Source organism: Pseudomonas sp. T8, from assembly GCF_024610635.1.
Classification (GTDB): Bacteria; Pseudomonadota; Gammaproteobacteria; order Pseudomonadales; family Pseudomonadaceae; genus Aquipseudomonas; species Aquipseudomonas chlororaphis_I.
Genome location: NZ_CP102374.1, coordinates 4933164 through 4955888 on the forward strand (window position 1 = coordinate 4933164; position 22725 = coordinate 4955888).

At 61.8% G+C, this 22725-nt stretch carries 19 protein-coding genes; 10 read left to right on the plus strand and 9 right to left on the minus strand.

Going from position 1 to position 22725, the window contains the following annotated elements:
• Positions 1–8: 8 nt before the first annotated feature.
• The 8 genes from NRG23_RS22200 to NRG23_RS22235 form a co-directional block, all read right to left on the minus strand.
• Positions 9–1931 carry a PrkA family serine protein kinase gene (locus NRG23_RS22200; protein ID WP_007926124.1) on the minus strand — a complete coding sequence of 641 codons (1923 nt, stop codon included), beginning with the start codon at positions 1929–1931 and terminating at the stop codon, positions 9–11.
• Positions 1932–2226: 295 nt separating this feature from the next.
• Positions 2227–2556 carry a thiosulfate sulfurtransferase GlpE gene (gene glpE / locus NRG23_RS22205; RefSeq protein ID WP_257372098.1) on the minus strand — a complete coding sequence of 110 codons (330 nt, stop codon included), beginning with the start codon at positions 2554–2556 and terminating at the stop codon, positions 2227–2229.
• A 32-nt stretch (positions 2557–2588) separates the two neighbouring features.
• A complete protein-coding gene (locus tag NRG23_RS22210; protein WP_257372100.1) occupies positions 2589–3470 on the minus strand; it encodes a symmetrical bis(5'-nucleosyl)-tetraphosphatase in 882 nt (293 codons plus the stop codon).
• Positions 3470–3850 carry a Co2+/Mg2+ efflux protein ApaG gene (gene apaG / locus NRG23_RS22215; protein WP_038575312.1) on the minus strand — a complete coding sequence of 127 codons (381 nt, stop codon included), beginning with the start codon at positions 3848–3850 and terminating at the stop codon, positions 3470–3472. The genes NRG23_RS22210 and apaG overlap by 1 nt, the downstream gene beginning before the upstream one ends.
• Before the next feature lie 122 nt (positions 3851–3972).
• Entirely contained in the window at positions 3973–4791 is an 819-nt protein-coding gene (gene rsmA, locus NRG23_RS22220; RefSeq protein WP_101283735.1) for a 16S rRNA (adenine(1518)-N(6)/adenine(1519)-N(6))-dimethyltransferase RsmA, read from the minus strand.
• Positions 4788–5777, minus strand: coding sequence for a 4-hydroxythreonine-4-phosphate dehydrogenase PdxA (gene pdxA / locus NRG23_RS22225; protein ID WP_041984687.1), 990 nt, complete (start codon positions 5775–5777; stop codon positions 4788–4790). Before pdxA ends, rsmA begins: the two co-directional genes overlap by 4 nt.
• Positions 5774–7090 (minus strand): peptidylprolyl isomerase SurA, encoded by a 1317-nt coding sequence (surA, locus tag NRG23_RS22230; protein ID WP_155772745.1) that lies wholly within the window; start codon positions 7088–7090, stop codon positions 5774–5776. The genes pdxA and surA overlap by 4 nt, the downstream gene beginning before the upstream one ends.
• A complete protein-coding gene (locus tag NRG23_RS22235; protein WP_257372103.1) occupies positions 7071–9872 on the minus strand; it encodes an LPS-assembly protein LptD in 2802 nt (933 codons plus the stop codon). The genes surA and NRG23_RS22235 overlap by 20 nt, the downstream gene beginning before the upstream one ends.
• Positions 9873–10002: 130 nt before the next feature.
• On the opposite strand from NRG23_RS22235, the gene NRG23_RS22240 reads away from it, so the two are divergent.
• The 3 genes from NRG23_RS22240 to NRG23_RS22250 are packed head-to-tail and all read left to right on the plus strand — an operon-like array spanning position 10003 to position 12465.
• A complete protein-coding gene (locus NRG23_RS22240) occupies positions 10003–11028 on the plus strand; it encodes an aminoglycoside phosphotransferase family protein (RefSeq protein ID WP_101283729.1) in 1026 nt (341 codons plus the stop codon).
• Positions 11025–11696, plus strand: coding sequence for an N-acetylmuramate alpha-1-phosphate uridylyltransferase MurU (gene murU, locus NRG23_RS22245; protein ID WP_016704061.1), 672 nt, complete (start codon positions 11025–11027; stop codon positions 11694–11696). Before NRG23_RS22240 ends, murU begins: the two co-directional genes overlap by 4 nt.
• Position 11697: 1 nt before the next feature.
• A complete protein-coding gene (locus tag NRG23_RS22250; RefSeq protein WP_009051155.1) occupies positions 11698–12465 on the plus strand; it encodes a TerB family tellurite resistance protein in 768 nt (255 codons plus the stop codon).
• Positions 12466–12542: 77 nt separating this feature from the next.
• Here the strand turns inward: NRG23_RS22250 and NRG23_RS22255 are convergent, their stop codons facing one another.
• A complete protein-coding gene (locus NRG23_RS22255; RefSeq protein ID WP_257372105.1) occupies positions 12543–13541 on the minus strand; it encodes an alpha/beta hydrolase family protein in 999 nt (332 codons plus the stop codon).
• A gap of 74 nt (positions 13542–13615) precedes the next feature.
• Here NRG23_RS22255 and NRG23_RS22260 point away from each other — a divergent pair, with 74 nt between their 5' ends.
• The 7 genes from NRG23_RS22260 to NRG23_RS22290 all read left to right on the plus strand — a co-directional run bounded on the left by NRG23_RS22260 (position 13616) and on the right by NRG23_RS22290 (position 22689).
• On the plus strand, positions 13616–16009 hold the full coding sequence (locus NRG23_RS22260; protein WP_038636381.1) for a PAS domain S-box protein: 2394 nt from the start codon (positions 13616–13618) through the stop codon (positions 16007–16009).
• 55 nt (positions 16010–16064) lie between these two features.
• Complete coding sequence (locus tag NRG23_RS22265) at positions 16065–16694, plus strand: response regulator transcription factor (protein ID WP_007926150.1); 630 nt, start codon at positions 16065–16067, stop codon at positions 16692–16694.
• A gap of 346 nt (positions 16695–17040) precedes the next feature.
• Positions 17041–18165 (plus strand): ABC transporter ATP-binding protein, encoded by a 1125-nt coding sequence (locus tag NRG23_RS22270; RefSeq protein WP_257372106.1) that lies wholly within the window; start codon positions 17041–17043, stop codon positions 18163–18165.
• Positions 18166–18209: 44 nt separating this feature from the next.
• Positions 18210–19253, plus strand: coding sequence for an ABC transporter substrate-binding protein (locus NRG23_RS22275; RefSeq protein WP_016704058.1), 1044 nt, complete (start codon positions 18210–18212; stop codon positions 19251–19253).
• A 68-nt stretch (positions 19254–19321) separates the two neighbouring features.
• Positions 19322–20569, plus strand: a complete 1248-nt coding sequence (locus NRG23_RS22280; RefSeq protein WP_009045872.1) for an ABC transporter permease — start codon at positions 19322–19324, stop codon at positions 20567–20569.
• Between the two features lie 13 nt (positions 20570–20582).
• On the plus strand, positions 20583–21407 hold the full coding sequence (locus NRG23_RS22285; protein WP_009051149.1) for an ABC transporter permease: 825 nt from the start codon (positions 20583–20585) through the stop codon (positions 21405–21407).
• A gap of 133 nt (positions 21408–21540) precedes the next feature.
• Positions 21541–22689, plus strand: a complete 1149-nt coding sequence (locus NRG23_RS22290) for an iron-containing alcohol dehydrogenase (RefSeq protein WP_009051148.1) — start codon at positions 21541–21543, stop codon at positions 22687–22689.
• Positions 22690–22725 lie beyond the last annotated feature (36 nt).

The following is a 22725-nucleotide window of genomic DNA, read 5'->3' on the forward strand; positions in this document are numbered from 1 at the left end:
CCGGCGGGTTACTGCGATTTTCTGACCCGCAGATACCACTCGGACAGCAGTCGTACCTGTTTGTCGGTGTAGCCGCGCTCGACCATTCGAGTAACGAAGTCGTTGTGTTTCTGTTGATCCTCTTTGCTGGCCTTGGCATTGAAGCTGATGACCGGGAGCAGATCCTCGGTGTTGGAGAACATTTTCTTCTCGATAACCACCCGCAGTTTTTCGTAGCTGAGCCAGGTTGGGTTCTTGCCGTTGTTGTTGGCTCGGGCTCGCAGTACGAAATTGACGATCTCGTTGCGGAAGTCCTTCGGATTGCTGATGCCGGCCGGTTTCTCGATTTTCTCCAGTTCTTCGTTGAGCGCGACCCGATTGAGGATCTCGCCGGTTTCCGGATCGCGATATTCCTGATCCTGAATCCAGAAGTCCGCATACAGCACATAGCGGTCGAAGATGTTCTGGCCATATTCGCTGTAGGACTCCAGGTACGCGGTCTGGATCTCCTTGCCGATGAACTCGATGTAGCGTGGAGCCAGGTATTCCTTCAGGAAGCGCAGGTAGCGTTCGCGGGTTTCCGCCTGGAATTGTTCCTGCTCGATCTGTTGCTCGAGCACGTAGAGCAGATGCACCGGGTTGGCCGCGATCTCATGGGGATCGAAGTTGAAGACTTTCGACAGGATCTTGAAGGCGAAGCGGGTCGACAGGCCGTTCATGCCCTCGTCTACACCGGCGGCGTCACGGTATTCCTGAATCGACTTGGCTTTCGGATCGGTGTCCTTGAGGTTCTCGCCATCGTAGACGCGCATTTTCGAGTAGATGTTCGAGTTCTCCGGCTCTTTGAGGCGCGAGAGCACGGTGAACTGAGCGAGCATTTTCAAGGTGTCGGGAGCGCAATGCGCCTTGGACAGGGAGCTGTTGAACAGCAGCTTGTCGTAGATTTTGACTTCGTCGCTGACCCGCAGGCAGTAAGGGACTTTGACGATATAGATCCGGTCGATGAAGGCTTCGTTGTTCTTGTTGTTACGGAAGGTGTGCCATTCCGATTCGTTGGAGTGAGCCAACAGGATGCCGGTGAAGGGGATCGCGCCCAGACCCTCGGTACTGTTGTAGTTGCCTTCCTGGGTGGCCGTCAGCAATGGGTGCAGCACCTTGATCGGTGCCTTGAACATTTCGACGAACTCCATCAGGCCCTGGTTGGCCCGGCACAATGCACCTGAATAGCTATAGGCGTCGGCGTCGTTCTGCGGGAATTCCTCCAGCTTGCGAATATCGACCTTGCCCACCAGGGCGGAAATGTCCTGGTTGTTCTCGTCTCCCGGTTCTGTCTTGGCGACCGCGATCTGGTTGAGGATCGAGGGATAGAGCTTGACCACCCTGAACTGGCTGATATCGCCGCCGAACTCGGACAGGCGCTTGGTGGCCCAGGGCGACATGATGGTGTTCAGGTAACGCCGTGGAATGCCGAAGTCTTCTTCGAGGATTGCGCCATCTTCCGTGGCGTTGAACAACCCGAGAGGCGACTCGAATACCGGGGAGCCCTTGATGGCGTAGAAGGGCACCTTCTCGATCAGTTGTTTGAGTTTCTCGGCCAGGGATGATTTACCGCCACCGACGGGACCGAGGAGGTAGAGGATCTGTTTCTTCTCTTCCAGGCCCTGAGCGGCATGGCGGAAATAGGAGACGATCTGGTCGATGCATTCTTCCATTCCATGGAAGTCCTCAAAGGCCGGATAGCGACGGATCACTTTGTTGGAGAAGATCCGTGACAGTCTCGAATTGGTCGATGTGTCCAGCAGCTCTGGTTCACCAATAGCCAGAAGCAGGCGTTCAGCGGCCGACGCGTAGGCGCTACGGTCTTTTTTGCAGAGCTCCAGGTACTCCTGTAACGAGAACTCTTCCTGGCGTGTGGATTCGAAGCGTTGTTGGAAGTGGCTAAAAATACTCATGACGTCACCTCGCTCGATACGTGGAGCCGACGCCGGATCAGTCAGTCAAGTGCTGGCATGCAACCGGGAATCCGGCTGCTGTTTACCCCCCAGAACACTTTCAAAGCTATCGACCTTGAAAGCTAGTACCGATGACCCGCACGCCGGTGTACCGGCTCTCCCCTGATTGGATGGCCTGAGGCTAAGGATAGTTCGGAATCGGGGAGATAAAGGTGGAATACGCAATTTGTTCAAGTGACCGTTCGTCGGTCGCGGCGCCAGCCCGCGAATGACGCGGGCTGGAGCACAGAAAAAATTATTCGGCGTTGCCTTGGGCAATTTCCGCAGGGTAGGTGGTTCGCCACAGTTCGAAACCACCGTCCAGGCTGTAGACGTCGGAGAATCCCTGGCTGATCAGGTAGGCCGCCGCGCTTTGGCTGGAGTTGCCGTGATAGCAGACGACCACCAGCGGGGCGTCGAGATCGGCATTGCGGATGAAGTCGGAGATGGAGTGGTTGTCCAGATGCAGGGAGCCGCTGATGTGGTTCAAGGCAAAGGTCTGCGGATCGCGGATGTCGACCACCACGGCGCCTTGCTCGCGCAGTACCTGGGCCTGTTCTGGGGGGATGCGTTTGAATTCGCTCATGGCGGGCTCCTGGGCCTGGTGGCAAGCGCCGTCTAGCGCTTGGCGGTGATTGGCATGGGTTCAGGGGAAGGTTGATTGGCCTGGGGCTTGATGTGGCCGTGGGCGTCGCACTCACATTCGAGGCGTTGGCCGGTGTCGACGTTCAGCAGGGTCAGGGCGCCGCCCCAGACGCAGCCAGTGTCCAGGGCGACGACGCCGGGCTGGTTGCAGTTGCCTTCAAGGGCGGCCCAGTGACCGAAGATGATTTTCACGTCCCGGGTCTTGCGTTCCTTGTGCTCGAACCATGGGGCGTAACCCGGTGGAGCGGTGTCCGGCCCTTCCTTGCCCTTGAGGTCGAGCTTGCCATCGCTGGTGCAGAAACGCATGCGAGTGAAATAGTTGGTGATCACCCGCAGGCGGGTCACGCCTTTGAGTTCGCTGTCCCATTTTATCGGATCGTTGCCGTACATACCGTCCAGATAGGGCTCGAAGCGGTTGTCGTCACGCAATGCCTCTTCGACTTCGGCGGCGTACTTGAGGGCCTTTTTCAGCGACCACTGCGGCGGTATCCCCGCGTGTACCAGGGCGACGTTGCGCTGTTCGTCATAATGCATCAGCTTTTGCTGGCGCAGCCACTGGAGCAATTCCTCGCAATCTGGCGCGTTGAGGATCTCGCTCAGGGTATCGGCTTTCTTCAGGCGCTCGATATTGCGCCAGACGGCCAGCAGGTGCAGGTCGTGATTGCCCAGCACGCACACCAGGGAATCGCGCATGGCATAAAGAAAGCGCAGGGTTTCCAGCGACTGTGGGCCGCGGTTGACCAGATCGCCAACCAGCCACAGGCGATCCTTGGCCGGGTCGAAAGCGACCTTTTCAAGCAGGCACTGCAACGGCCCCAGGCAGCCTTGCAGGTCACCGACGGCATAAGTGGTCATCAGTGCAGGGCTCCGGGCACCGCCAGGCGGAAGGGGGCGATGATGGCGTCGAAGTGTTTGCCGTCTTCGGCGAGCATCTGATAGCTGCCCTGCATATTGCCGACGCGCGTGGTCATGACCGTACCACTGCTGTAGGTGTGGCTTTTTCCTGCGGCGATCAGCGGCTGCTGGCCGACGACGCCGGCACCGCGGACTTCTTCGACGTGCCCGTCGCCATCGGTGATCACCCAGTGCCGGGAGAGCAATTTGGCGGGCAGCAGGCCATTGTTCTGTACGGTGATGGTGTAGGCGAAGGCAAAGCGGTTCTGCTCGGGTTGCGACTGTTCTGCGAGAAAGCGGGTGACGACGCTGACGTCGATCTGATAGCGAGGATCGGACATGCAAGGGGCCTTAAAACGAAGCGGGACGCGGGATAAAACTGATGGAGGTCAGTCTAGGCCAAGTATCGGGTAGTAAACCAGACATGGCGCCTGGCGTCTTACCCGATAACGCTGGTGGCGTGTCAGCTGGCGCTGGCAGTGTCCGCGGCTTGTTCGCCGAGCTTGTCGGCCAGGCGAACGAAGGCTGCCAGGTCCAGTTGCTCCGGACGCAGGCTGCCATCGACACCGGCGGCTTCGATCTCGGCGCTGGAAAGCAGGGCCTTGAGGGTATTGCGCAGGGTCTTGCGGCGCTGGTTGAAGGCTTCGCGGACGATGCGCTCCAGCAGGCGATGATCCTTGGCCGGGTGCGGCAGTACCGCATGTGGCACCAGGCGGACGATCGCCGAGTCGACTTTCGGTGGCGGATTGAATGCGCCAGGGCCGACGTTGAACAGATGCTCCACGCGGCAGTGGTACTGGACCATGATCGACAGGCGGCCCCAGTCACCACCGCCCGGGCCTGCGGCGAGGCGCTCTACCACTTCTTTCTGCAGCATGAAGTGCATGTCGCGGATCAGCCCGGCGTTTTGCAGCAGGTGAAAGATCAGCGGGGTGGAGATGTTGTAGGGCAGGTTGCCGACCACGCGCAGGCTGCCAGGCGCGGCATTCAGGCTGTTGAAATCGAACTTCAGGGCGTCGCCCTGGTGCAGGCTGAAATTGTCCCGGCCGGCGAACTGCTGGTTGAGGATCGGCACCAGGTCCTTGTCCAGCTCGACCACGTCCAGCTGGGCGCCGCTGTTGAGCAGGCCTTCGGTCAGGGCGCCCTGGCCCGGGCCGATTTCCAGCATGCGGTCGCCGGACTTGGCATTGATGGAGCGCAGGATGCGGTCGATCACGCCGGCGTCATGCAGGAAGTTCTGGCCGAAGCGCTTGCGCGCCCGGTGCTGGTATTGCTCGGTCATAAACGGGTCTCGGCCATCTGGTAGGCGGTTTCCAGGGCGACTTTCAGGCTGCCGGTATCGATCTTGCCGCTGCCGGCCAGATCCAGGGCAGTGCCGTGGTCGACCGAGGTACGGATGATCGGCAGGCCCAGCGTCACGTTGACCGCGGCGCCGAAACCTTTGTATTTCAGCACAGGCAGCCCTTGGTCATGGTACATCGCCAGCACTGCGTCGCAGTGCTCCAGATATTTGGGGGTAAACAGAGTGTCGGCGGGCAGGGGGCCGCGCAGGTCCATGCCTTCGTTACGCAGACGCTCCAGGGTGGGTTCGATGATATCGATTTCTTCATGGCCCAGGTGTCCGCCTTCGCCGGCATGCGGGTTGAGCCCGCAGACCAGGATACGTGGCTGGGCGATGCCGAATTTGTTGTGCAGGTCTGCATGCAGAATGCGTGTAACCCGCTCCAGGCGCTCCGGAGTAATGGCGTCGGCAATGTCCCGCAGGGGCAGGTGAGTGGTCACCAGTGCCACGCGCAGGCCATGGGTGGCCAGCATCATTACCACTTGTTCGGTATGCGTCAGGTCGGCGAGAAACTCGGTATGGCCGGAAAAGGCGATACCGGATTCGTTGATCACCCCCTTGTGCACCGGGGCGGTAATCATGCCGTCGAAATGCCCGTCCAGACAGCCTTGGCCGGCCCGGGCCAGGGTTTCCAGGACGAATGCGGCGTTGGCCTTGTCCAGCTGACCAGCGACGACCTTGGCCGACAGCGGGGTATCCCAGACATAGAGGCTACCGGCGGCGGCCGGCTGGTTTGGCCAATTGTCGGGGCCGACCGCAATCAGGCTGACGGCCACACCCAGCTGCGCGGCCCGCTCGGTAAGCAGGTCGCGGCTGGTGATGGCGATCAGGGGGTGTGGCTGTTGTTGCGAGGCGAGCAACAGGCACAGGTCGGGACCTATGCCGGCTGGCTCGCCGGGGGTGAGCGCGAAACGCTTGGGTTTCACTGTGCCGCCTGGTCAGCGCCAGGAAGTTTGATCTCGACGTAGGCTTCGTCGCGAATCTGGCGCAGCCAGGTTTGCAGCTCTTCGTCGTATTTGCGGTTACGCAGCACAGTCATGGCTTGTTGTTCGCGAGCCTGGGTGGTGCTGTCGGTGGCGCGGCGGCCAAGGACTTCCAGTACGTGCCAGCCGTAGGGGCTCTGGAACGGCTTGGACAGTTGCCCTTGCGGGGTCTTGGCCATCACGTCGCGGAACTCGGGCACCAGGGCGTTCGGGTCGATCCAGTTGAGGTCGCCACCGTTGAGGGCGGAACCCGGATCTTCCGAGTAGCTTTTCGCCAGTTCGGCAAAGTCTTCGCCGGCTTCGATGCGCTCGTAGAGCTTCTGGGCCAGGCGCTTGGTTTCTTCTTCGCTGCGAATCTCACTTGGCTTGATCAGGATGTGACGGACATGCACTTCGTCACGCATCTGATTGCCGCCGCCGCGTTTTTCCAACAGCTTCAGGATGATGAAACCGCCTGGAGTGCGGGCTGGCTGGGTGATATCGCCCACTGCCATGGCGCTCAGTTCGCGGTCGAACGGAGGGGGCAGTTGAGCGGCTTTACGCCAGCCCATGTCGCCGCCTTCCAGGGCGTTGTCGCTACCCGAGCGGGCGATGGCCAGTTGAGCGAAGTCGGCGCCTTGCTTGAGCTGCTGATAGATGTCCATGGCCTGGCGCGCGGCGCTCTGAATCGCTTCGGAGTTGGCGCTTTCCGGGGTTGGAATCAGGATATTGGCCAGGTGCAGCTCTTCGGACAGCTGCATCTTGCCCAGGTCGGAGGCGAGGAAGTTCTTCACTTCCTGCTCGGAGACCTGAATGCGTTCGGCAACACGGCGCTGGCGCACACGGCTGATGATCATCTCGCGGCGGATCTGTTCACGGGCGTCCTGATAGGACAGGCCATCACGAGCCAGGGCGGCACGGAACTGATCGGGTGTCATGTTGTTGCGTTGGGCGATGGTGCCGACAGCCTGGTTCAACTCTTCATCGGTAATGCGGATGCCGGAGCGTTCGCCGATCTGCAGTTGCAGGTTTTCGACGATCAGGCGTTCCAGTACCTGCTGGTTCAGAACATCGGCGGGAGGCATGCCGCCGCCGCGCTTGGCGATGGTTTGCTGAACTTCGTGAACCCGTTGGTCCAGCTGGCTCTGCATGACCACGTCGTTATCGACGATGGCCACCACTTTGTCGATGGGTTGTACCGCGGCACTCGCCGCGGTACCCAGGAACAACGCGCCCAGCATCAGCGGGCGCAGACAATCAGAAAGCTTGGTCTTCACGTTCACGGTAACCTTGAATGCCTTTGTCGAGGAAGCTCTCTACCTTGGCGCCGGTCAGGCCGCCGAGTCCTTTCAGGACGATTTGGAGGAAGATGCCATGGTCGCCTTTCTCGTTCTGCGGGGCGTCTTGACTGAATTCGTCATACTTGACCCAGTAACGGTTGATCAGGCGCAGTTTCCAGCAGCAGTTGTCGTATTCGAAACCACCGAAGGCATCGAGAGTACGGTTGCGGTTGTAGTCGTACTGCCAGCGGCTGATCAGGTTCCATTGCGGCACGATCGGCCAGATCACCGAGAAGTCGTGCTGCTTGATCTTGTAATAGTCCTTCACGTAGCCAGGAGTGCCTGGGGTGCCGTAGTCACCACCACCCACCGACCATTTACCCGTGGACTGGTCGTAACGAACCAGGTCGTTGCGATAACGATAACCGGCGTTGATGACCTTGTTCGGGTTGTCTTCCGGCTGGTAGTGGAACATCGCACTGCCGGAGCGCGGGCTGTGGCTGTCCGGATCCCAGTTGTAGTCGGCAGTGGTACGCCAGTCGCGGTTCCAGCGGTACTCGTATTCCAGCGCATAAGGCGAAACATTGGAGTGTGCGTCATCGCGGGTCTTCGCATCGATACCCGGCAACTGGACTTCGCGGTCCTTGAAGTACAAGGCCTGGCCGATACTGATGCGCTGACGTTCGAAGCCGTTTTCTTCGATCCAGCGGTTGGTGACGCCGAGAGACAGTTTGTTTTCGTCGCCTACACGGTCGGAGCCGGTGAAACGGTTATCACGGAACAGCGACGAGTAGTTGAAAGTAGACTCGCTGGTATCGAATACCGGGATGTCGCTCTGGTCTTTCTCCGGTACATAGAGATAGTAGAGGCGTGGTTCCAGGGTCTGACGGTAGTTTTTGCCGAACCATTGGGTGTTGCGATCGAAGTACAAGCCACTGTCGATGCTGGCGATAGGCACGCCACGGTTCTGGTTGCTGCTATAAGTACCGTTCAGGCGGTCTCCTTCCGGGCCTTGGTTAGCAATGTCGAGCTTACCCTGACCGTCGAGATCCAGATCGTACTGGGTGTACTGATACTTGAGCGATGGTTTCAGGAAACCATACGTCCAGTTCAGAGGAAGGCTCACAGAAGGAGCGAGATTGAGACGGTTACCATTGGCACGAGCTAAGCCGAAAACGTTGGTGTCCAGACGATCAGCTACTCCACCATCCTCGTCAGTGTACGTACCTGTTTTAAGATCTCGTTCGAACCGAACAATCTCGGTTTCATATTTAAAGTCCAGGCCGCCCGGATGTTGTGGCAAGAAACCACTCAAAGTGATCTGCGGCAGACGGTTGTAAGGCGTGGTGTTGGATACAGTCGCCAGCTCATAGGCTTGAGCATTGAGGCGTGCGGTATAGGTATCGCCGCGATAGGTCACTGCACCCTGCTGATTCACGAAATCACGACTTTCCACACCGATCTGGTCGGTTTGCAGATCCTGGAAGTAGTACGGGTCGCTGATCTTGGTGTAGTCGACCTCGGTCATCAGACGCGAATCGAGCCCGCCCTTGTGCTGCCAGTTGTACATGTAACGGGTTTTTTCGTAGTCCGACTGCAGCTTGCGGTCGTCGTTTTCGTCGTTGAGGTACGCCGCGCCGAACTGACCTTCGCTGGACTTGGTCAGGTAACGGAATTCGCCTTCCATCAACAGGCCGCGCTTGCTCATGTAGCGCGGGTACAACGTGGCGTCGTAGTTCGGCGCCAGGTTGAAGTAGTACGGGGTAACCAGCATGAAGCCGGTATCGCTGCCGCTGCCGATGGTCGGCGGCAGGAAGCCGGACTGGCGACGGTCGTCGATCGGGAAATAGATGTACGGCGTGTACAGGACCGGAATGTCCTTGACGCGTAACGTCACGTTGGTCGCGGTGCCAAAGCCGGTCGCCGGGTTCAGGGTGATGTTGTTGCCCTTGAGCTGCCAGGCGTTGCTGCTTGGTTCGCACGTGGTGTACGTACCATCCTTGAGACGGATGATCGCGTTCTCGGCACGCTTGGCGTACAGCGCGTTACCGCGGATGCGCGATTTGTGCATCACATATTCGGCGTTGTCGACCTTGGCCTCGCCGGTGTCCAGTTGTACATCGGCATGATCGCCGACCAGCAGGGCGCCGTTGTCGCGCAGGCGGACGTTGCCGTTCAGCTCGCCACGATTCTCGGCCTGGTACAGGTTGGCCTCGTCGGCCTCGACCTGCATGCTGCCCTGGCGCATGACCACGTCACCGGCCAGGGTAGCGATCTGCTGCTCCTGCTGATAACGCGAAGCCTTGGCGCCGATAAAGGTCGGGGCGTCACTTTTATTCGTCTTGTCATTCATGCCAGGACGAATCGGTTCGATATAAGCACCAGCGCAGTAAGGACCGGTCTCGGCCAACTGGGCGGCGGTCAGCTTCTCGCGCGGAACCCAGTCGAGGTGACTGTAGTCTTCGCTGCGGGACTTCAGGCCGCGGCCCTTGGACTCGGTAACCAGCATCGGCTTGGCGCCGGTGTCTTCGCTGGTTTCGCCGCCTTCGGCCGATGTAGCGGTGCTCGAACTGACCGCACTCGCGTCATGCACAGGGCGCGGAGGCAGTTGGGCGGCGCTGGTTTTCGGCGCGCAGTCCCAGCCACCTGAAGCAGAGACTGAGCAGTCATACTGTTCTGCGGCGACCACGAACGAAGTGGCTAGGGGTTGCAGGGCCAGCAGACTGCCAGTAACCAACAACGGAAATTTTTTACGAAACGCGGGGGATTTCAATGCCATCTTATTAGTCCGGGCTTCCTGCGTGCCATCTGCCCGCGGTGTGGGCCGCACGCCTCTCGATGGTCTGAAAAAGATGCTGGATAATAAAGCATGACCCGCTTGACGGCTAGCGCCGTCGGAGACCCTTGCAATGCCTGACCAAGATGTACGCTTGCAACACCTGAAAGTTTGGCTCGATGAGCAGTTGTCGATTGTTTATGCCTCCAACGGATGGGGCCCCGTGCCCCCGGCCACATTGACCGCGGCCAGCAGCGACGCGAGTTTCCGGCGGTATTTCCGCTGGGAAGGCGAAGGCCGCAGCTTTGTGGTGATGGATGCTCCACCGCCCCAGGAAAACTGCAAACCCTTCGTGGATATCGCCCATCTGTTGGCAAAATCCGCAATCAATGTGCCGAAAATTTATGCAGAAGATTTGTCGCGCGGCTTTCTTTTGCTCAATGATCTGGGCAACAAAACCTATCTGGACGTGATCGACGGCGAAAATGCCGACGCCCTGTTCAAGGATGCGCTGCAAACCTTGCTGGCTTTCCAGCAGTTGCCGATGGATGCGCCATTGCCCAGTTATGACGTCGCTTTGCTGCGCCGTGAACTGGAACTGTTTCCCGAGTGGTACGTGGGACGCGAGCTGGGCGTCGAGCTGAATGAGCGCCAGCGCGGCCAATGGCAGCGGGTCAGCGAGCTGTTGATCGAAAGCGCCCTGGCCCAGCCCAAGGTGCTGGTGCATCGTGACTATATGCCGCGCAACCTGATGCTCAGCGAGCCCAATCCGGGCGTGCTGGATTTCCAGGACGCGGTCTACGGCCCGGTGACCTATGACGTCACCTGTCTGTTCAAGGATGCCTTTCTCAGCTGGCCCGAAGCGCGGGTGCGCGGCTGGCTGGAAGGCTACTGGCAGCAAGCGTCCCTGCTCGGGATCGCGGTACAGCCCGATTTCGAGGATTTCCTGCGCGCCAGCGACCTGATGGGGGTACAGCGCCATCTCAAGGTGATCGGGATCTTCGCGCGGATCTGCCACCGCGACGGCAAGCCCCGCTACCTGGGCGACGTGCCGCGTTTCTTCGCTTATATAGAAGCCGTCGTGGCTCGTCGGCCGGAGCTGGCGGAGTTGGGTGAGCTGTTGGCCAGCCTGCGTCAACCTGTCGGAGCCTGTGTATGAAGGCGATGATTCTGGCCGCGGGCAAGGGCGAACGGATGCGCCCCTTGACCCTGACCACCCCCAAGCCGTTGATCCGCGCCGCCGGTGTGCCGCTGATCGAGTATCACCTGCGGGCACTGGCGCGGGCGGGCTTTACCGAAATCGTCATCAACCACGCCTGGCTGGGGCAGCAGATCGAGGATCACCTGGGCGATGGTTCGCGCTTCGGCCTGAGCATCCGCTATTCGCCGGAGGGCGAGCCACTGGAAACCGGTGGCGGTATTTTCCGCGCCTTGCCGTTGCTGGGCGACGAGCCCTTTGTGGTGGTCAACGGCGATGTCTGGACCGATTACGATTTCCGCTCGTTGAACCGTCCGCTGGACGCGCTGGCGCACCTGGTGCTGGTGGATAACCCGGCTCACCACACCGCCGGGGATTTCGTCCTCAGCGATGCCCGGGTGCGGGACGCCGAGCCGGGCGCGCAGACTCTGACCTACAGCGGGATCGCGGTGTTGCACCCGGACCTGTTCCAGGGCTGCACACCGGGCGCGTTCAAACTGGCGCCCCTGCTGCGCAAGGCCATGGCCGATGGACAGGTCAGCGGCGAGCGTTTGCAGGGTCACTGGGTCGATGTCGGTACCCATGAGCGCCTGGCGGAAGTCGAAACCTTGTTAGAAGCGAGTCACTGATATGTTGTGGCCAGGGACTCTGATCGGAGCCGGGGCTGGCTTTGCCATAGCCAGTATCCCGGGGGCCATGCTGGGAGCGTTGCTGGGACAGGCGCTGGACCGGCGCCTGCAACTGCATAGCTGGGCCCAGGTGCGTGAGCGTCTGGGCGGTCGACCGGCGCTGCGCAACGATGAACTGCTATTCGTACTCTTGGGGCGGTTGGCGAAAAGCGATGGCCGGGTGGTCGACGGGCATATCCAGCAGGCGCGTCTGGAAATGCGCTCGCTGGATATGAGTGAGGTCGCACAGCGCCGCGCCATTGCCGCGTTCAATCGGGGCAAGTCGGGTAACGATCGGTTGCGGGGCTACCTGCGACGCCTGGCGGCGCAGCCTCATGCCGCCGAGGGTGTATTGCGCGCATGCTGGCGGATGGTCTGGGCCGATGGCCGGGCCAGCCCCGCCGAGCGTGAGCTGATCCAGCTCTGGGGCAAGTGGCTGGGCTGGACCGTGCAGCAGGTGCAGGCGTTGGCGGCGGACTATGAGCCGAGCAAAAAACCGTTGGCCAACAGCAGTGGCACCTATCAGGACGCATTGCGCCTGCTGGGTGTCTCGGCGACCAGTGAGCCTTCGCAAATCAAGCGCGCCTACCGGCGCCTGCTCAGCCGCCATCACCCGGACAAGATTGCCGGCAGCGGCGCAAGCCCGTTGCAGGTGCGGGAAGCCACGGAGAAAACCCGCGAGCTGCACAGCGCTTACGCGCTGATCCGCGAGCGCCGGGATTTTCGTTAGAGAGATGCGTTAGAGGGAAATGCCTCACGTTTGGCGCCACCCCTGGCAAACAGGAGCGGGGCCGAGCGTGGCGGGATTCAGTCTTGCGCGGGTTGCGGGCTCAGCCAGCCGCGTACGCGTCTGAACAGCTGTTCGTTTTCAGCTGTGCTGTTTCCCGGCAGGGCATTGAGCGAGATCTGGGTGAAGTTGGCGTTCTTCAGGCGCTTGCTCGCTTGCAGGCGTTCCAGGGCGCTCTTACGAGCCTGCGCGTTGTCCTTGTAGAAAAAGTCGGCGGTCGCCAGCTTCAGGGTCGGGGTCAGTTCCGCGAGTCCGGGCTTGCCGATGGACGGAGTCTGGGCAGCCACCAGCACCAGTTTCTGAATCTCCGGCGGCTGTTTTTCGCTCAGGTAGCGTGTGGCCCAGTAGGCGCCGCTGCCATGACCCAGCAGCACAATGCTACGGGCGTTCTGCTGCTGGGCGTAGGTTACCGCGGCGTCGATACGGGCAAAGATTCGCTCGGCATCGGCCTTGGCCTGTTCTTCGCTGCTCTCCACCACCGCGCGATCGGCAATCTCGGCTTCGCCACCGGCGGCCTGTTCGATCGGCTTGGGCGCTGCCGTGGCGGCATCTTTGCTGCTAGTGTCGGCGGCCTCGGGCGCAGGTTCGGCCTCGACGATGCGCGGTTGCGTCGCATCGCTCTGCAGGTCGGGCAAGGTCAGGCTCAGGCTGCTCCAGTCGGCGTCCGGCAATCTGTTGCGCAAAGGGCCGATTGCTTGAGGCCAGTCAGCGGTTTCGCCTGCGCCGGGGATGATAATCACCGCGCCCTTGGGGTCGCTGCTGTTGGCCGGTTTCCACAGGGCCAGAAAGCTCTCGCTGCCGGTTTGCAGTGACTGTTGTTCGCTGGGCGGTATGACGCGTTCGAGGGCCGCGGCATCTTCCTGGCTACGCTCAAGGAGCGGCTGGCGCTCGGCCGGTTTTTCCACGGCAGCCTGTTCTGCCGGGGCGGGTTGCGGATCCTCGGCCTTGACCGAAAAGGCACAAGGCAGGATCAGCGACAGGCACAATGCAGGCAGTGCCGTGCGATGGACAAGGGGCATCGGTTATTCCAGGCCAGAAGTAATCCCGGCAGCCTAATGGGTTGGTCAGTATTTGTCAGTGTGTGAGACTTCAGATGATGCGTTTTCGCTGCCTGCTGGTTATCGGCTGTATCTGCCTTCCCTTGATGGCCTGGGCGGTGCCTGCGCCGCATATCGCCCAGGCGCAGTGGAATCCCGCGCAGCAGCAATGGCTGGAACAGCACCGGGAACTGCGGGTCGGCGTGGTGCTCCAGGCCCCCTACGCCCAGTACGACCGTCGGCTGCAACGCTTGTCTGGCGCCAATATCGAACTGATGCAGTGGCTGGCCCAGGCGATGAAGGTCGAGCTGAGTTGGCGCAACTTTGCCGATCAGGCGCAGCTGGAGGCGGCGGTGCGCGCCGGTGAAGTCGATATGGCCCCGGGCCTGAGCCAGACCCCGGCCGGCCTGCGGCTCTGGCAGTTTTCCGATCCCTACATGCGCGTCCCGCAACTGGTGGTCGGCGAGCAGAAGGGCGCCGGCGCGGTGGAGCTGGAAAAGCTCGACAGCCAGACTCGCGTGGCGGTGCGCATGCCCAGCGCGGTGGCAGACTACCTGCGTGCGACTTACTCCAATCTCAATCTGCAGGGCGTGCCCCTGGAGCGCCAGGCCCTGCAATTGCTGCTCAGTCAGCAGGCGCGTTATGCGGTGATCGATGAGGCGCAGCTCAGTCGTTTGTCGGCGGAACCGGAATTCGCCGGCCTGGCGGTGGTGGGCGATATCGGCCTGCCGCAACTGCTGCGGGTGGCTACCCGGCGCGACTGGCCCGAGCTGGCGGATATCGTGCAACGCGCCTTGCACGGTATCGCCGCCAAGGATCTGGAGCAGTTGCACAATCGTTGGCTGCAGCCCAAGTATCCGCGGCTGAGCGAGTCCCGCGGTTTCTGGCAGAACCTCAGTCTGTTGCTGGCCGTGCTGCTGTTGGCGAGCATGGCCATCGTTATCTGGCAGCGCCGCCAGCAACAGGCGCTCGAGCAGCGGTTGCTGACCACCCGCGAGGACCTGGCCCGGCGCGAGGCCAGTGAAGAAGCCTTGCGCCTGACCCAGTTTTCCATCGACCAGAGCACGGTGGGCATTCTCTGGGTCAACTGGGACAGCCATGTACGCTACGCCAACCGCGCGGCCGAAAGCATGCTGGGTTATGCGTCGGGGGCGGTGGTCGACCGGCCGTTGAGCGACTTCGAACCCAACCTGCACATGGACCGCTGGCTTGGCCTGTGGAAGCGCGCGCGTGCCAGCGAGGACGCGCCGCCCAGCTTCGAGACCCAGTGTGTCCGCGCCGACGGCAGCATCCTGCCGGCCGATGTGTCGCTGAGCTTTCTGCGCTTTCGCGATGGCGAGTACCTGGTGGTTTACCTCACTGACGTCACCGAGCGTCGTCGCGCCCTGGCCGCCCTGCAGGAAAGCGAAGCGCGGTTGCAGGGGATCGCCGCCAACGTACCGGGGCTGGTGTTCCGCCTGGAACGGGCGCCGGTGACCGGGCAGATCGATTTCGCCTACATCAGCGAAGGCAGCGAGAGCCTGGTGGGTTACTCCCCGGCGACCCTCAGCCACCGCGACATAGGGTTGCGCAGCCTGGTGCACCCGGAAGATCGGGCCAGTTACCACCAGACCCAGGACCATGCCCTGGACACCGACAGCGACTGGTCCTGGCAGGGGCGGATCCTGACCCGCCAGGGCGAACAGCGCTGGGCGGAAATCAAGGCCATCACCCGCCAGCTCGAGGACGGCGCCTATGTCTGGGACGGTATCGTCTGGGACATCAGCGAAAGCAAGCGCATCGAACTGGAACTGGCCAGCTCGCGCGAGCAACTGCGCGAGCTATCGGCGCACCTGGAAAGCGTGCGCGAAGAGGAAAAGGCTCGTATCGCCCGGGAAGTGCATGACGAGTTGGGGCAGATGCTCACGGTGCTCAAGCTGGAGACCTCGATGTGCGAGCTGGCCTACGCGCAACTCGATCCGGGGCTGCACGAACGCCTGAACAGTATGAAGCGCCTGATCGCCCAGCTGTTCCAGCTGGTGCGCGATGTGGCCACGGCCTTGCGCCCGCCGATTCTCGATGCCGGCATCGCCTCGGCCATCGAGTGGCAGGCGCGGCGTTTCGAGGCGCGCACGCAGATTCCTTGCCTGGTGCAGGTGCCCGACAACCTGCCGGTGCTCAGCGACGCCAAGGCCATCGGTCTGTTCCGCATCCTCCAGGAGGCGCTGACCAACGTGATGCGCCATGCACAGGCGCATACTGTCGAACTGACCCTGAGCCTCGAGCACAATCAGCTGTGCATGACCATCAGCGACGACGGCCAGGGTTTCGTAGTCGAGGCCGGGCGGCCGACGTCCTTCGGTCTGGTGGGCATGCGCGAGCGGGTGCTGATCATGGGCGGCAGCCTGACCCTGGACAGTCAGCTGGGCGAGGGCACCACCCTGAGCGTTACTGTGCCGCTGGACCTGTAGGCGCGAGCAGACTCGCCGCTGCAGAGATCATCACTAATAAGAAGAGGTACGAGCTGTGATCCGTGTACTGGTAGCCGAAGACCACACCATCGTTCGCGAAGGCATCAAGCAGTTGATCGGCCTGGCCAAGGACCTGACGGTGGTGGGGGAGGCGAGCAATGGCGAGCAGTTGCTGGAAACCCTGCGCCACGTGCCTTGCGAGGTTGTGCTGCTGGATATTTCCATGCCTGGCGTCAACGGCCTGGAGGCGATCCCGCGGATCCGCGCGCTGAACAATCCACCGGCGATCCTGGTGCTGTCGATGCACGACGAAGCACAGATGGCGGCCCGGGCGCTGAAAGTGGGAGCGGCCGGTTATGCCACCAAGGACAGCGACCCGGCGCTGCTGCTGACAGCGATTCGCAAGGTGGCGGCAGGCGGGCGTTATATCGACCCGGAACTGGCCGACCGGATGGTTTTCGAAGTCGGCCTGACGGATACCCGGCCCCTGCATTCCCTGCTGTCGGAGCGTGAGTTCTCCGTGTTCGAACGGCTGGCCCAGGGTGCCAACGTCAACGATATCGCCCAGCAGCTGGCCTTGAGCAGCAAGACCATCAGCACCCACAAGGCGCGGCTGATGCAGAAACTCAACATCACCTCCCTGGCCGAGCTGGTGAAGTATGCGATGGAGCACAAGCTGCTTTGAATGGATCTGTAGCCGCTGCCGCAGGCTGCGATCGACAGCGCAGCTGTCGCTAAACCTGGCCCTGGGGATTTTCAGCTCAATCGCGCTGCCTGGATCACGAGTGCTTCGCCCTCGATCGCAGCCTGCGGCGGCTACACGTACCCATTTGCGACACGAAAACCGGCTTATAGCCATGATCGCCGTCAGGCGTGTGCCGGGACTTGTCCAATCGCGCCATCCTTGTAGGGGGATTCCTACAAGGAACCTTCCATCCGACTGAGGCCAATCTCTCATACCCCCCGATTTGCGCGGCTTGTGGCCTCCACTAGGCTTAGTCCACAGCCGTCAAAAAACAAAAGGTGTGGGTATGAGCGAGGTCGATTCAAGCGCTGGGGCGAGTGATGTACTGGTCAGTTTCCGTGGTGTGCAAAAGAGCTACGACGGCGAAAACCTGATCGTCAAAGACCTCAACCTGGAAATTCGCAAAGGCGAGTTCCTTACCCTGCTCGGGCCATCCGGCTCCGGCAAGACCACCAGCCTGATGATGCTGGCCGGCTTCGAGACCCCGACCGCCGGGGAAATCCAGCTGGCCGGGCGGGCGATCAACAACGTGCCGCCGCACAAGCGCGATATCGGCATGGTGTTCCAGAACTATGCGCTGTTCCCGCACATGACCGTGGCCGAGAACCTGGCGTTCCCGCTGTCGGTACGTGGCCTGAGCAAGACCGACATCAGCGAGCGGGTCAAACGCGTGCTGAGCATGGTCCAGCTCGAGTCCTTCGCCCAGCGTTATCCGGCGCAACTGTCCGGTGGCCAGCAGCAACGGGTGGCCCTGGCCCGGGCGCTGGTGTTCGAGCCACAGCTGGTGCTGATGGACGAACCCCTCGGCGCGCTGGACAAACAGCTGCGCGAACACATGCAGATGGAAATCAAGCACCTGCACCAACGCCTCGGCGTGACCGTGGTCTACGTGACCCACGACCAGGGCGAAGCCCTGACCATGTCCGATCGGGTCGCGGTGTTCCACCAGGGCGAAATCCAGCAGATCGCCCCGCCACGCACCCTTTACGAAGAACCGAAGAACACCTTCGTCGCCAACTTCATCGGCGAGAACAACCGGCTCAACGGCCGCCTGCACAGCCACAGCGGCGACCGCTGCGTGGTCGAGCTGGGGCGTGGCGAGAAGGTCGAGGCGCTGGCGGTCAACGTCGGCGAGACCGGCGAGCCGGTGACCCTGTCGATTCGTCCGGAGCGCGTGAGCCTCAACGGCTCCAGTGAAAGTTGTGTCAACCGCTTCTCAGGGAGGGTTGCGGAATTCATCTATCTGGGCGACCACGTCCGGGTTCGCCTGGAAGTCTGTGGCAAGACCGACTTCTTCGTGAAACAGCCGATTGCCGAGCTCGATCCTGCGCTGGCGGTGGGCGATGTGGTTCCGCTTGGCTGGCAGGTCGAGCACGTTCGCGCGCTCGACCCACTTCTAGAGGCGCATTGATCGCCCCCTTGCTTCACCAACCCTGCACGTGGAGAGAACAATAAATGTTGAGATCCCTGAAATTCACCGCTTTGACATTGGGCCTGATGGGCGCGGCGCACGCGATGGCGGCGGGCCCGGACCTGACCGTGGTGTCCTTTGGCGGGGCGAACAAGGCGGCTCAGGTCAAAGCCTTCTACGCCCCCTGGGAGGCGGCAGGCAACGGCAAGATCGTCGCTGGCGAATACAACGGTGAGATGGCCAAGGTCAAAGCCATGGTCGACACCAAGAGCGTGTCCTGGGACCTGGTGGAGGTCGAGTCGCCGGAGCTGTCCCGCGGTTGCGACGAAGATATGTTCGAGCAGCTCGATCCCGAGCTGTTCGGCAAGGCCGAAGATTACGTCAAGGGCGCGATCCAGCCTTGCGGCGTGGGGTTCTTCGTCTGGTCGACCGTCCTGGCCTATAACGCCGACAAGCTGAAAACCGCGCCGACCAGCTGGGCGGATTTCTGGGACACCAAGAAATTCCCGGGCAAGCGCGGCCTGCGCAAAGGCGCCAAGTACACTCTCGAATTCGCCCTGATGGCCGACGGCGTGGCGCCCAAGGATGTGTACAAGGTGCTGGCTGGCAAGGACGGTCAGGATCGCGCGTTCAAGAAGCTCGATGAGCTCAAGCCAAGCATTCAGTGGTGGGAAGCCGGCGCCCAGCCGCCGCAGTACCTGGCTTCCGGTGACGTGGTCATGAGCTCGGCCTACAACGGCCGGATCGCCGCGGTACAGAAGGAAAGCAACCTGAAGGTCGTGTGGAACGGCGGTATCTACGACTTCGACGCCTGGGCCATTCCGAAGGGCCTGGACAAGACCCGCGCGGAAGCTGCGAAGAAATTCATCGCCTTCTCGGTGCAGCCGCAGCAGCAGAAGACCTACTCGGAAAACATCGCCTACGGTCCGGCCAACACCCAGGCAGTCCCGCTGCTGGCCAAGGACATCCTGAAAGACATGCCGACCACCCCGGAAAACATCGCCAATCAGGTGCAGATCGACGTCAGCTTCTGGGCTGACAACGGCGAGCAACTGGAGCAGCGTTTCAACTCGTGGGCGGCCAAGTAAGGCGTCATGCATGGGCGGCGTCACCTGTGGGTGACGCCGTTACCGTTTAAAGATTTGCGGAGTTCGTCATGGCCATTAGCGTTCCCCTGAACGAGGTCACCAGCCCCAGCCTCAAGCAGCGCCTGGCGCGTGCCGAGCGGGTCAACCGCTGGAAGGCACAAGCGTTGATCGCGCCTCTGGTGCTGTTCCTGCTGCTGGTGTTTCTCGTGCCTATCGCAGCGCTGCTGTACAAGAGCGTCGGCAACCCGGAAGTGGTCGAAGGCATGCCGCGTACCGTGGTCGCCGTGGCCGGTTGGGACGGACGCGGCCTGCCGGCCGAACCGGTGTACAAGGCACTGAGCGAAGACCTGGCCGAAGCGCGCAAGCAGCAAACCCTGGGCGACCTGTCCAAGCGACTGAACATGGAGTTGGCCGGCTATCGCAGCCTGCTGACCAAAACCGCACGTGCCTTGCCGTTCAAGGAGGAGCCGGCTTCCTATAAGGAAGCGCTGGAAGCCATCGACGAGCGCTGGGGCGACCCGGCCTACTGGCAGGCGGTACGCCGCAACACCAGCAGCCTGACCCCGTTCTACCTGCTGGCCGCCGTCGACCATCGGATCGACGACCTGGGGGAGATCGCCCCGGCGACCCCTGACCAGGCCATCTACCTGGATATCTTCGCCCGGACCTTCTGGATGGGCCTGGTGATTACCGGCATCTGCCTGGTGCTGGCTTACCCCCTGGCGTACCTGCTGGCCAACCTGCCGGCGCGCCAGAGCAACCTACTGATGATTCTGGTGTTGCTGCCGTTCTGGACGTCGATCCTGGTTCGTGTGGCGGCGTGGATCGTGCTGCTGCAATCGGGTGGCCTGATCAACAGTGCGCTGATGGCCATGGGGGTGATCGACAAGCCGCTGGAGCTGGTGTTCAACCGCACCGGGGTCTACATCTCCATGGTGCACATCCTGCTGCCGTTCATGATCCTGCCGATCTACAGCGTGATGAAAGGCATCTCGCCGACCTATATGCGCGCGGCGATTTCCCTTGGCTGCCATCCGTTCGCCAGTTTCTGGCGGGTGTATTTCCCGCAGACCTATGCCGGCGTCGGCGCCGGCTGCCTGCTGGTGTTCATCCTTGCCATCGGCTACTACATCACCCCGGCGCTGCTGGGCAGCCCGAACGACCAGATGGTCAGCTACTTCGTCGCCTTCTACACCAACACCAGCATCAACTGGGGCATGGCGACCGCGCTGGGCGGCCTGCTGCTGTTGGCGACCATCGTGCTGTATCTGATTTACAGCTGGCTGGTGGGCGCCAGTCGCCTGCGCCTGAGCTAAGGAGAGAATCGAAATGCTGAGCCCTTACATGTCGCCCGTCGAGCGGGTCTGGTTCTACAGCTTGCGGATTCTCTGCGGCTTGATCCTGTTGTTCCTGATCCTGCCGGTGCTGGTGATCATTCCGCTGTCGTTCAACTCGGGCAGCTTCCTGGTGTACCCGCTGCAAGGCTTCTCGCTGCAGTGGTATCACGACTTCTTCGGCTCGGCGGAATGGATGCGCGCCCTGAAGAACAGCATCATCGTCGCCCCGGCGGCCACGGTACTGGCGATGGTCTTCGGCACGCTGGCGGCGATCGGCCTGACCCGCGGCGACTTCCCCGGCAAGGCACTGGTGATGGCGCTGGTGATTTCGCCGATGGTGGTGCCGGTGGTGATCATCGGCGTGGCCAGCTACCTGTTCTTCGCGCCCCTGGGCATGGGTAACAGTTTCTTCTCGCTGATCATCGTCCACGCCGTGCTGGGTGTGCCTTTCGTGATCATCACGGTCTCGGCCACTTTGCAGGGCTTCAACCAGAACCTGGTACGGGCCGCGGCCAGCCTCGGCGCTTCGCCGCTGACGGCGTTCCGCCGGGTGACCCTGCCGTTGATTGCGCCGGGGGTGATCAGCGGCGCGTTGTTCGCCTTTGCCACCTCGTTCGATGAAGTGGTGGTCACGCTGTTCCTCGCCGGCCCCGAGCAAGCCACCTTGCCCCGGCAGATGTTCAGCGGCATCCGCGAAAACCTCAGCCCGACCATCGCTGCCGCGGCGACGCTGCTGATCGCCTTCTCGGTGATTCTGCTGCTGACCCTGGAATGGCTGCGTGGCCGCAGCGAAAAACTGCGTACAGCACCGGTCTGATCGCCACGGACAGATCGCTCCCGCACCGACCGTGGGAGCGATCTGCTACGCCATTCATTGGCTGAATGGCAGACAACCCCGAATCCCCAGCTACTCTTGTGCCAGCTTCCCCCCTTTATAAGAGGCCGCGCACATGAGTCTTTCCTCTTTCAAAATCGCCCACAAACTGCTCACCGGTTCTGCCGCCATCGAGCAACTGTCCACCGAACTGAGCCGCCTGGATGTCGATAACCCGCTGATCGTCACCGATGCCGCGCTGGTCAAGTCCGGCACCGTGGAACTGGCGTTAGCGCAGCTGGGTGGGCGTGACTACGAGATTTTCGACCGGGTGCTGCCCGACCCGGAAATCGCCATCGTCGAAGACTGCATGCAGGTTTACCGCGAAGGCGGGCACGACGGGCTGATCGGCCTGGGCGGCGGCAGCGCCATCGATATCGCCAAAAGTGTCGCGGCCTACGCCGGTTATCACGGGGCGCTGGAAGACCTGTTCGGTATCGACCAGGTGCCGCGCAAGGGGCCGCCGCTGATCGCCATCCCCACCACGGCCGGCACCGGCTCCGAAGTCACCAATGTGGCGATTCTCTCGGACAAGGTCGCGCAGCTGAAAAAGGGCATTGTCAGCGACTACCTGTTGCCGGATGTAGCGCTGGTCAGCCCGCAAATGACCCTGACTTGCCCGCGCAGTGTCACCGCCGCCAGCGGTGTCGATGCCTTGGTGCACGCCATCGAGTCCTATCTGTCGCTCAACGCCTCGCCCATCACCGACTCCCTGGCCATTGGCGCCATCCGGCTGATCGTCCAGGCGCTGCCCAAGGCCTACGCCAATCCTGCCCACCTCCAGGCCCGCGAAGATATGGCCACCGCCAGCTTGATGGCCGGTATGGCTTTCGGCAACGCCGGGGTCGGCGCGGTGCACGCGTTGGCGTATCCACTGGGCGGGCGCTTCAACATCGGCCATGGCGTCAGCAATGCCTTGCTGCTGCCGTACGTCATGACCTGGAACAAGATGGCCTGTGTCGAGCGCATGCAGGATATCGCCGAGGCCATGGGGGTGAAGACCGCTCATCTGAGTGCAGCCCAGGCTGCCGACAAGGCCGTCGAGGCCATGACCCAGCTTTGCGCCGCGGTGGAGATTCCAGTGGGACTGCGCAGCTTCGGGGTGCCGGAGGAGGCCATTCCGTCCATGGCGGTAGAGGCCGCGGGGATCGAGCGCCTGATGCGCAACAACCCGCGCAAGCTGAGCCCGGGCGACATAGAGAAGATCTATCGCGCGGCTTACTGATCATCGCAGTCACGGTGCGCGCGCCAAAGCATGAGG

Bases quoted from the DNA above. Each gene is read 5' to 3' on its own strand.
- glpE (WP_257372098.1), bottom strand. From the start codon at position 2,556: ATGAGCGAATTCAAACGCATCCCCCCAGAACAGGCCCAGGTACTGCGC.
- NRG23_RS22255 (WP_257372105.1), bottom strand. From the start codon at position 13,541: ATGCCCCTTGTCCATCGCACGGCACTGCCTGCATTGTGCCTGTCGCTG.
- NRG23_RS22270 (WP_257372106.1), top strand. From the start codon at position 17,041: ATGAGCGAGGTCGATTCAAGCGCTGGGGCGAGTGATGTACTGGTCAGT.
- NRG23_RS22240 (WP_101283729.1), top strand. From the start codon at position 10,003: ATGCCTGACCAAGATGTACGCTTGCAACACCTGAAAGTTTGGCTCGAT.
- rsmA (WP_101283735.1), bottom strand. From the start codon at position 4,791: ATGACCGAGCAATACCAGCACCGGGCGCGCAAGCGCTTCGGCCAGAAC.
- apaG (WP_038575312.1), bottom strand. From the start codon at position 3,850: ATGTCCGATCCTCGCTATCAGATCGACGTCAGCGTCGTCACCCGCTTT.
- NRG23_RS22200 (WP_007926124.1), bottom strand. From the start codon at position 1,931: ATGAGTATTTTTAGCCACTTCCAACAACGCTTCGAATCCACACGCCAG.
- NRG23_RS22275 (WP_016704058.1), top strand. From the start codon at position 18,210: ATGTTGAGATCCCTGAAATTCACCGCTTTGACATTGGGCCTGATGGGC.
- NRG23_RS22290 (WP_009051148.1), top strand. From the start codon at position 21,541: ATGAGTCTTTCCTCTTTCAAAATCGCCCACAAACTGCTCACCGGTTCT.
- NRG23_RS22260 (WP_038636381.1), top strand. From the start codon at position 13,616: ATGATGCGTTTTCGCTGCCTGCTGGTTATCGGCTGTATCTGCCTTCCC.
- NRG23_RS22210 (WP_257372100.1), bottom strand. From the start codon at position 3,470: ATGACCACTTATGCCGTCGGTGACCTGCAAGGCTGCCTGGGGCCGTTG.
- NRG23_RS22285 (WP_009051149.1), top strand. From the start codon at position 20,583: ATGCTGAGCCCTTACATGTCGCCCGTCGAGCGGGTCTGGTTCTACAGC.
- murU (WP_016704061.1), top strand. From the start codon at position 11,025: ATGAAGGCGATGATTCTGGCCGCGGGCAAGGGCGAACGGATGCGCCCC.
- NRG23_RS22280 (WP_009045872.1), top strand. From the start codon at position 19,322: ATGGCCATTAGCGTTCCCCTGAACGAGGTCACCAGCCCCAGCCTCAAG.
- NRG23_RS22250 (WP_009051155.1), top strand. From the start codon at position 11,698: ATGTTGTGGCCAGGGACTCTGATCGGAGCCGGGGCTGGCTTTGCCATA.
- NRG23_RS22235 (WP_257372103.1), bottom strand. From the start codon at position 9,872: ATGGCATTGAAATCCCCCGCGTTTCGTAAAAAATTTCCGTTGTTGGTT.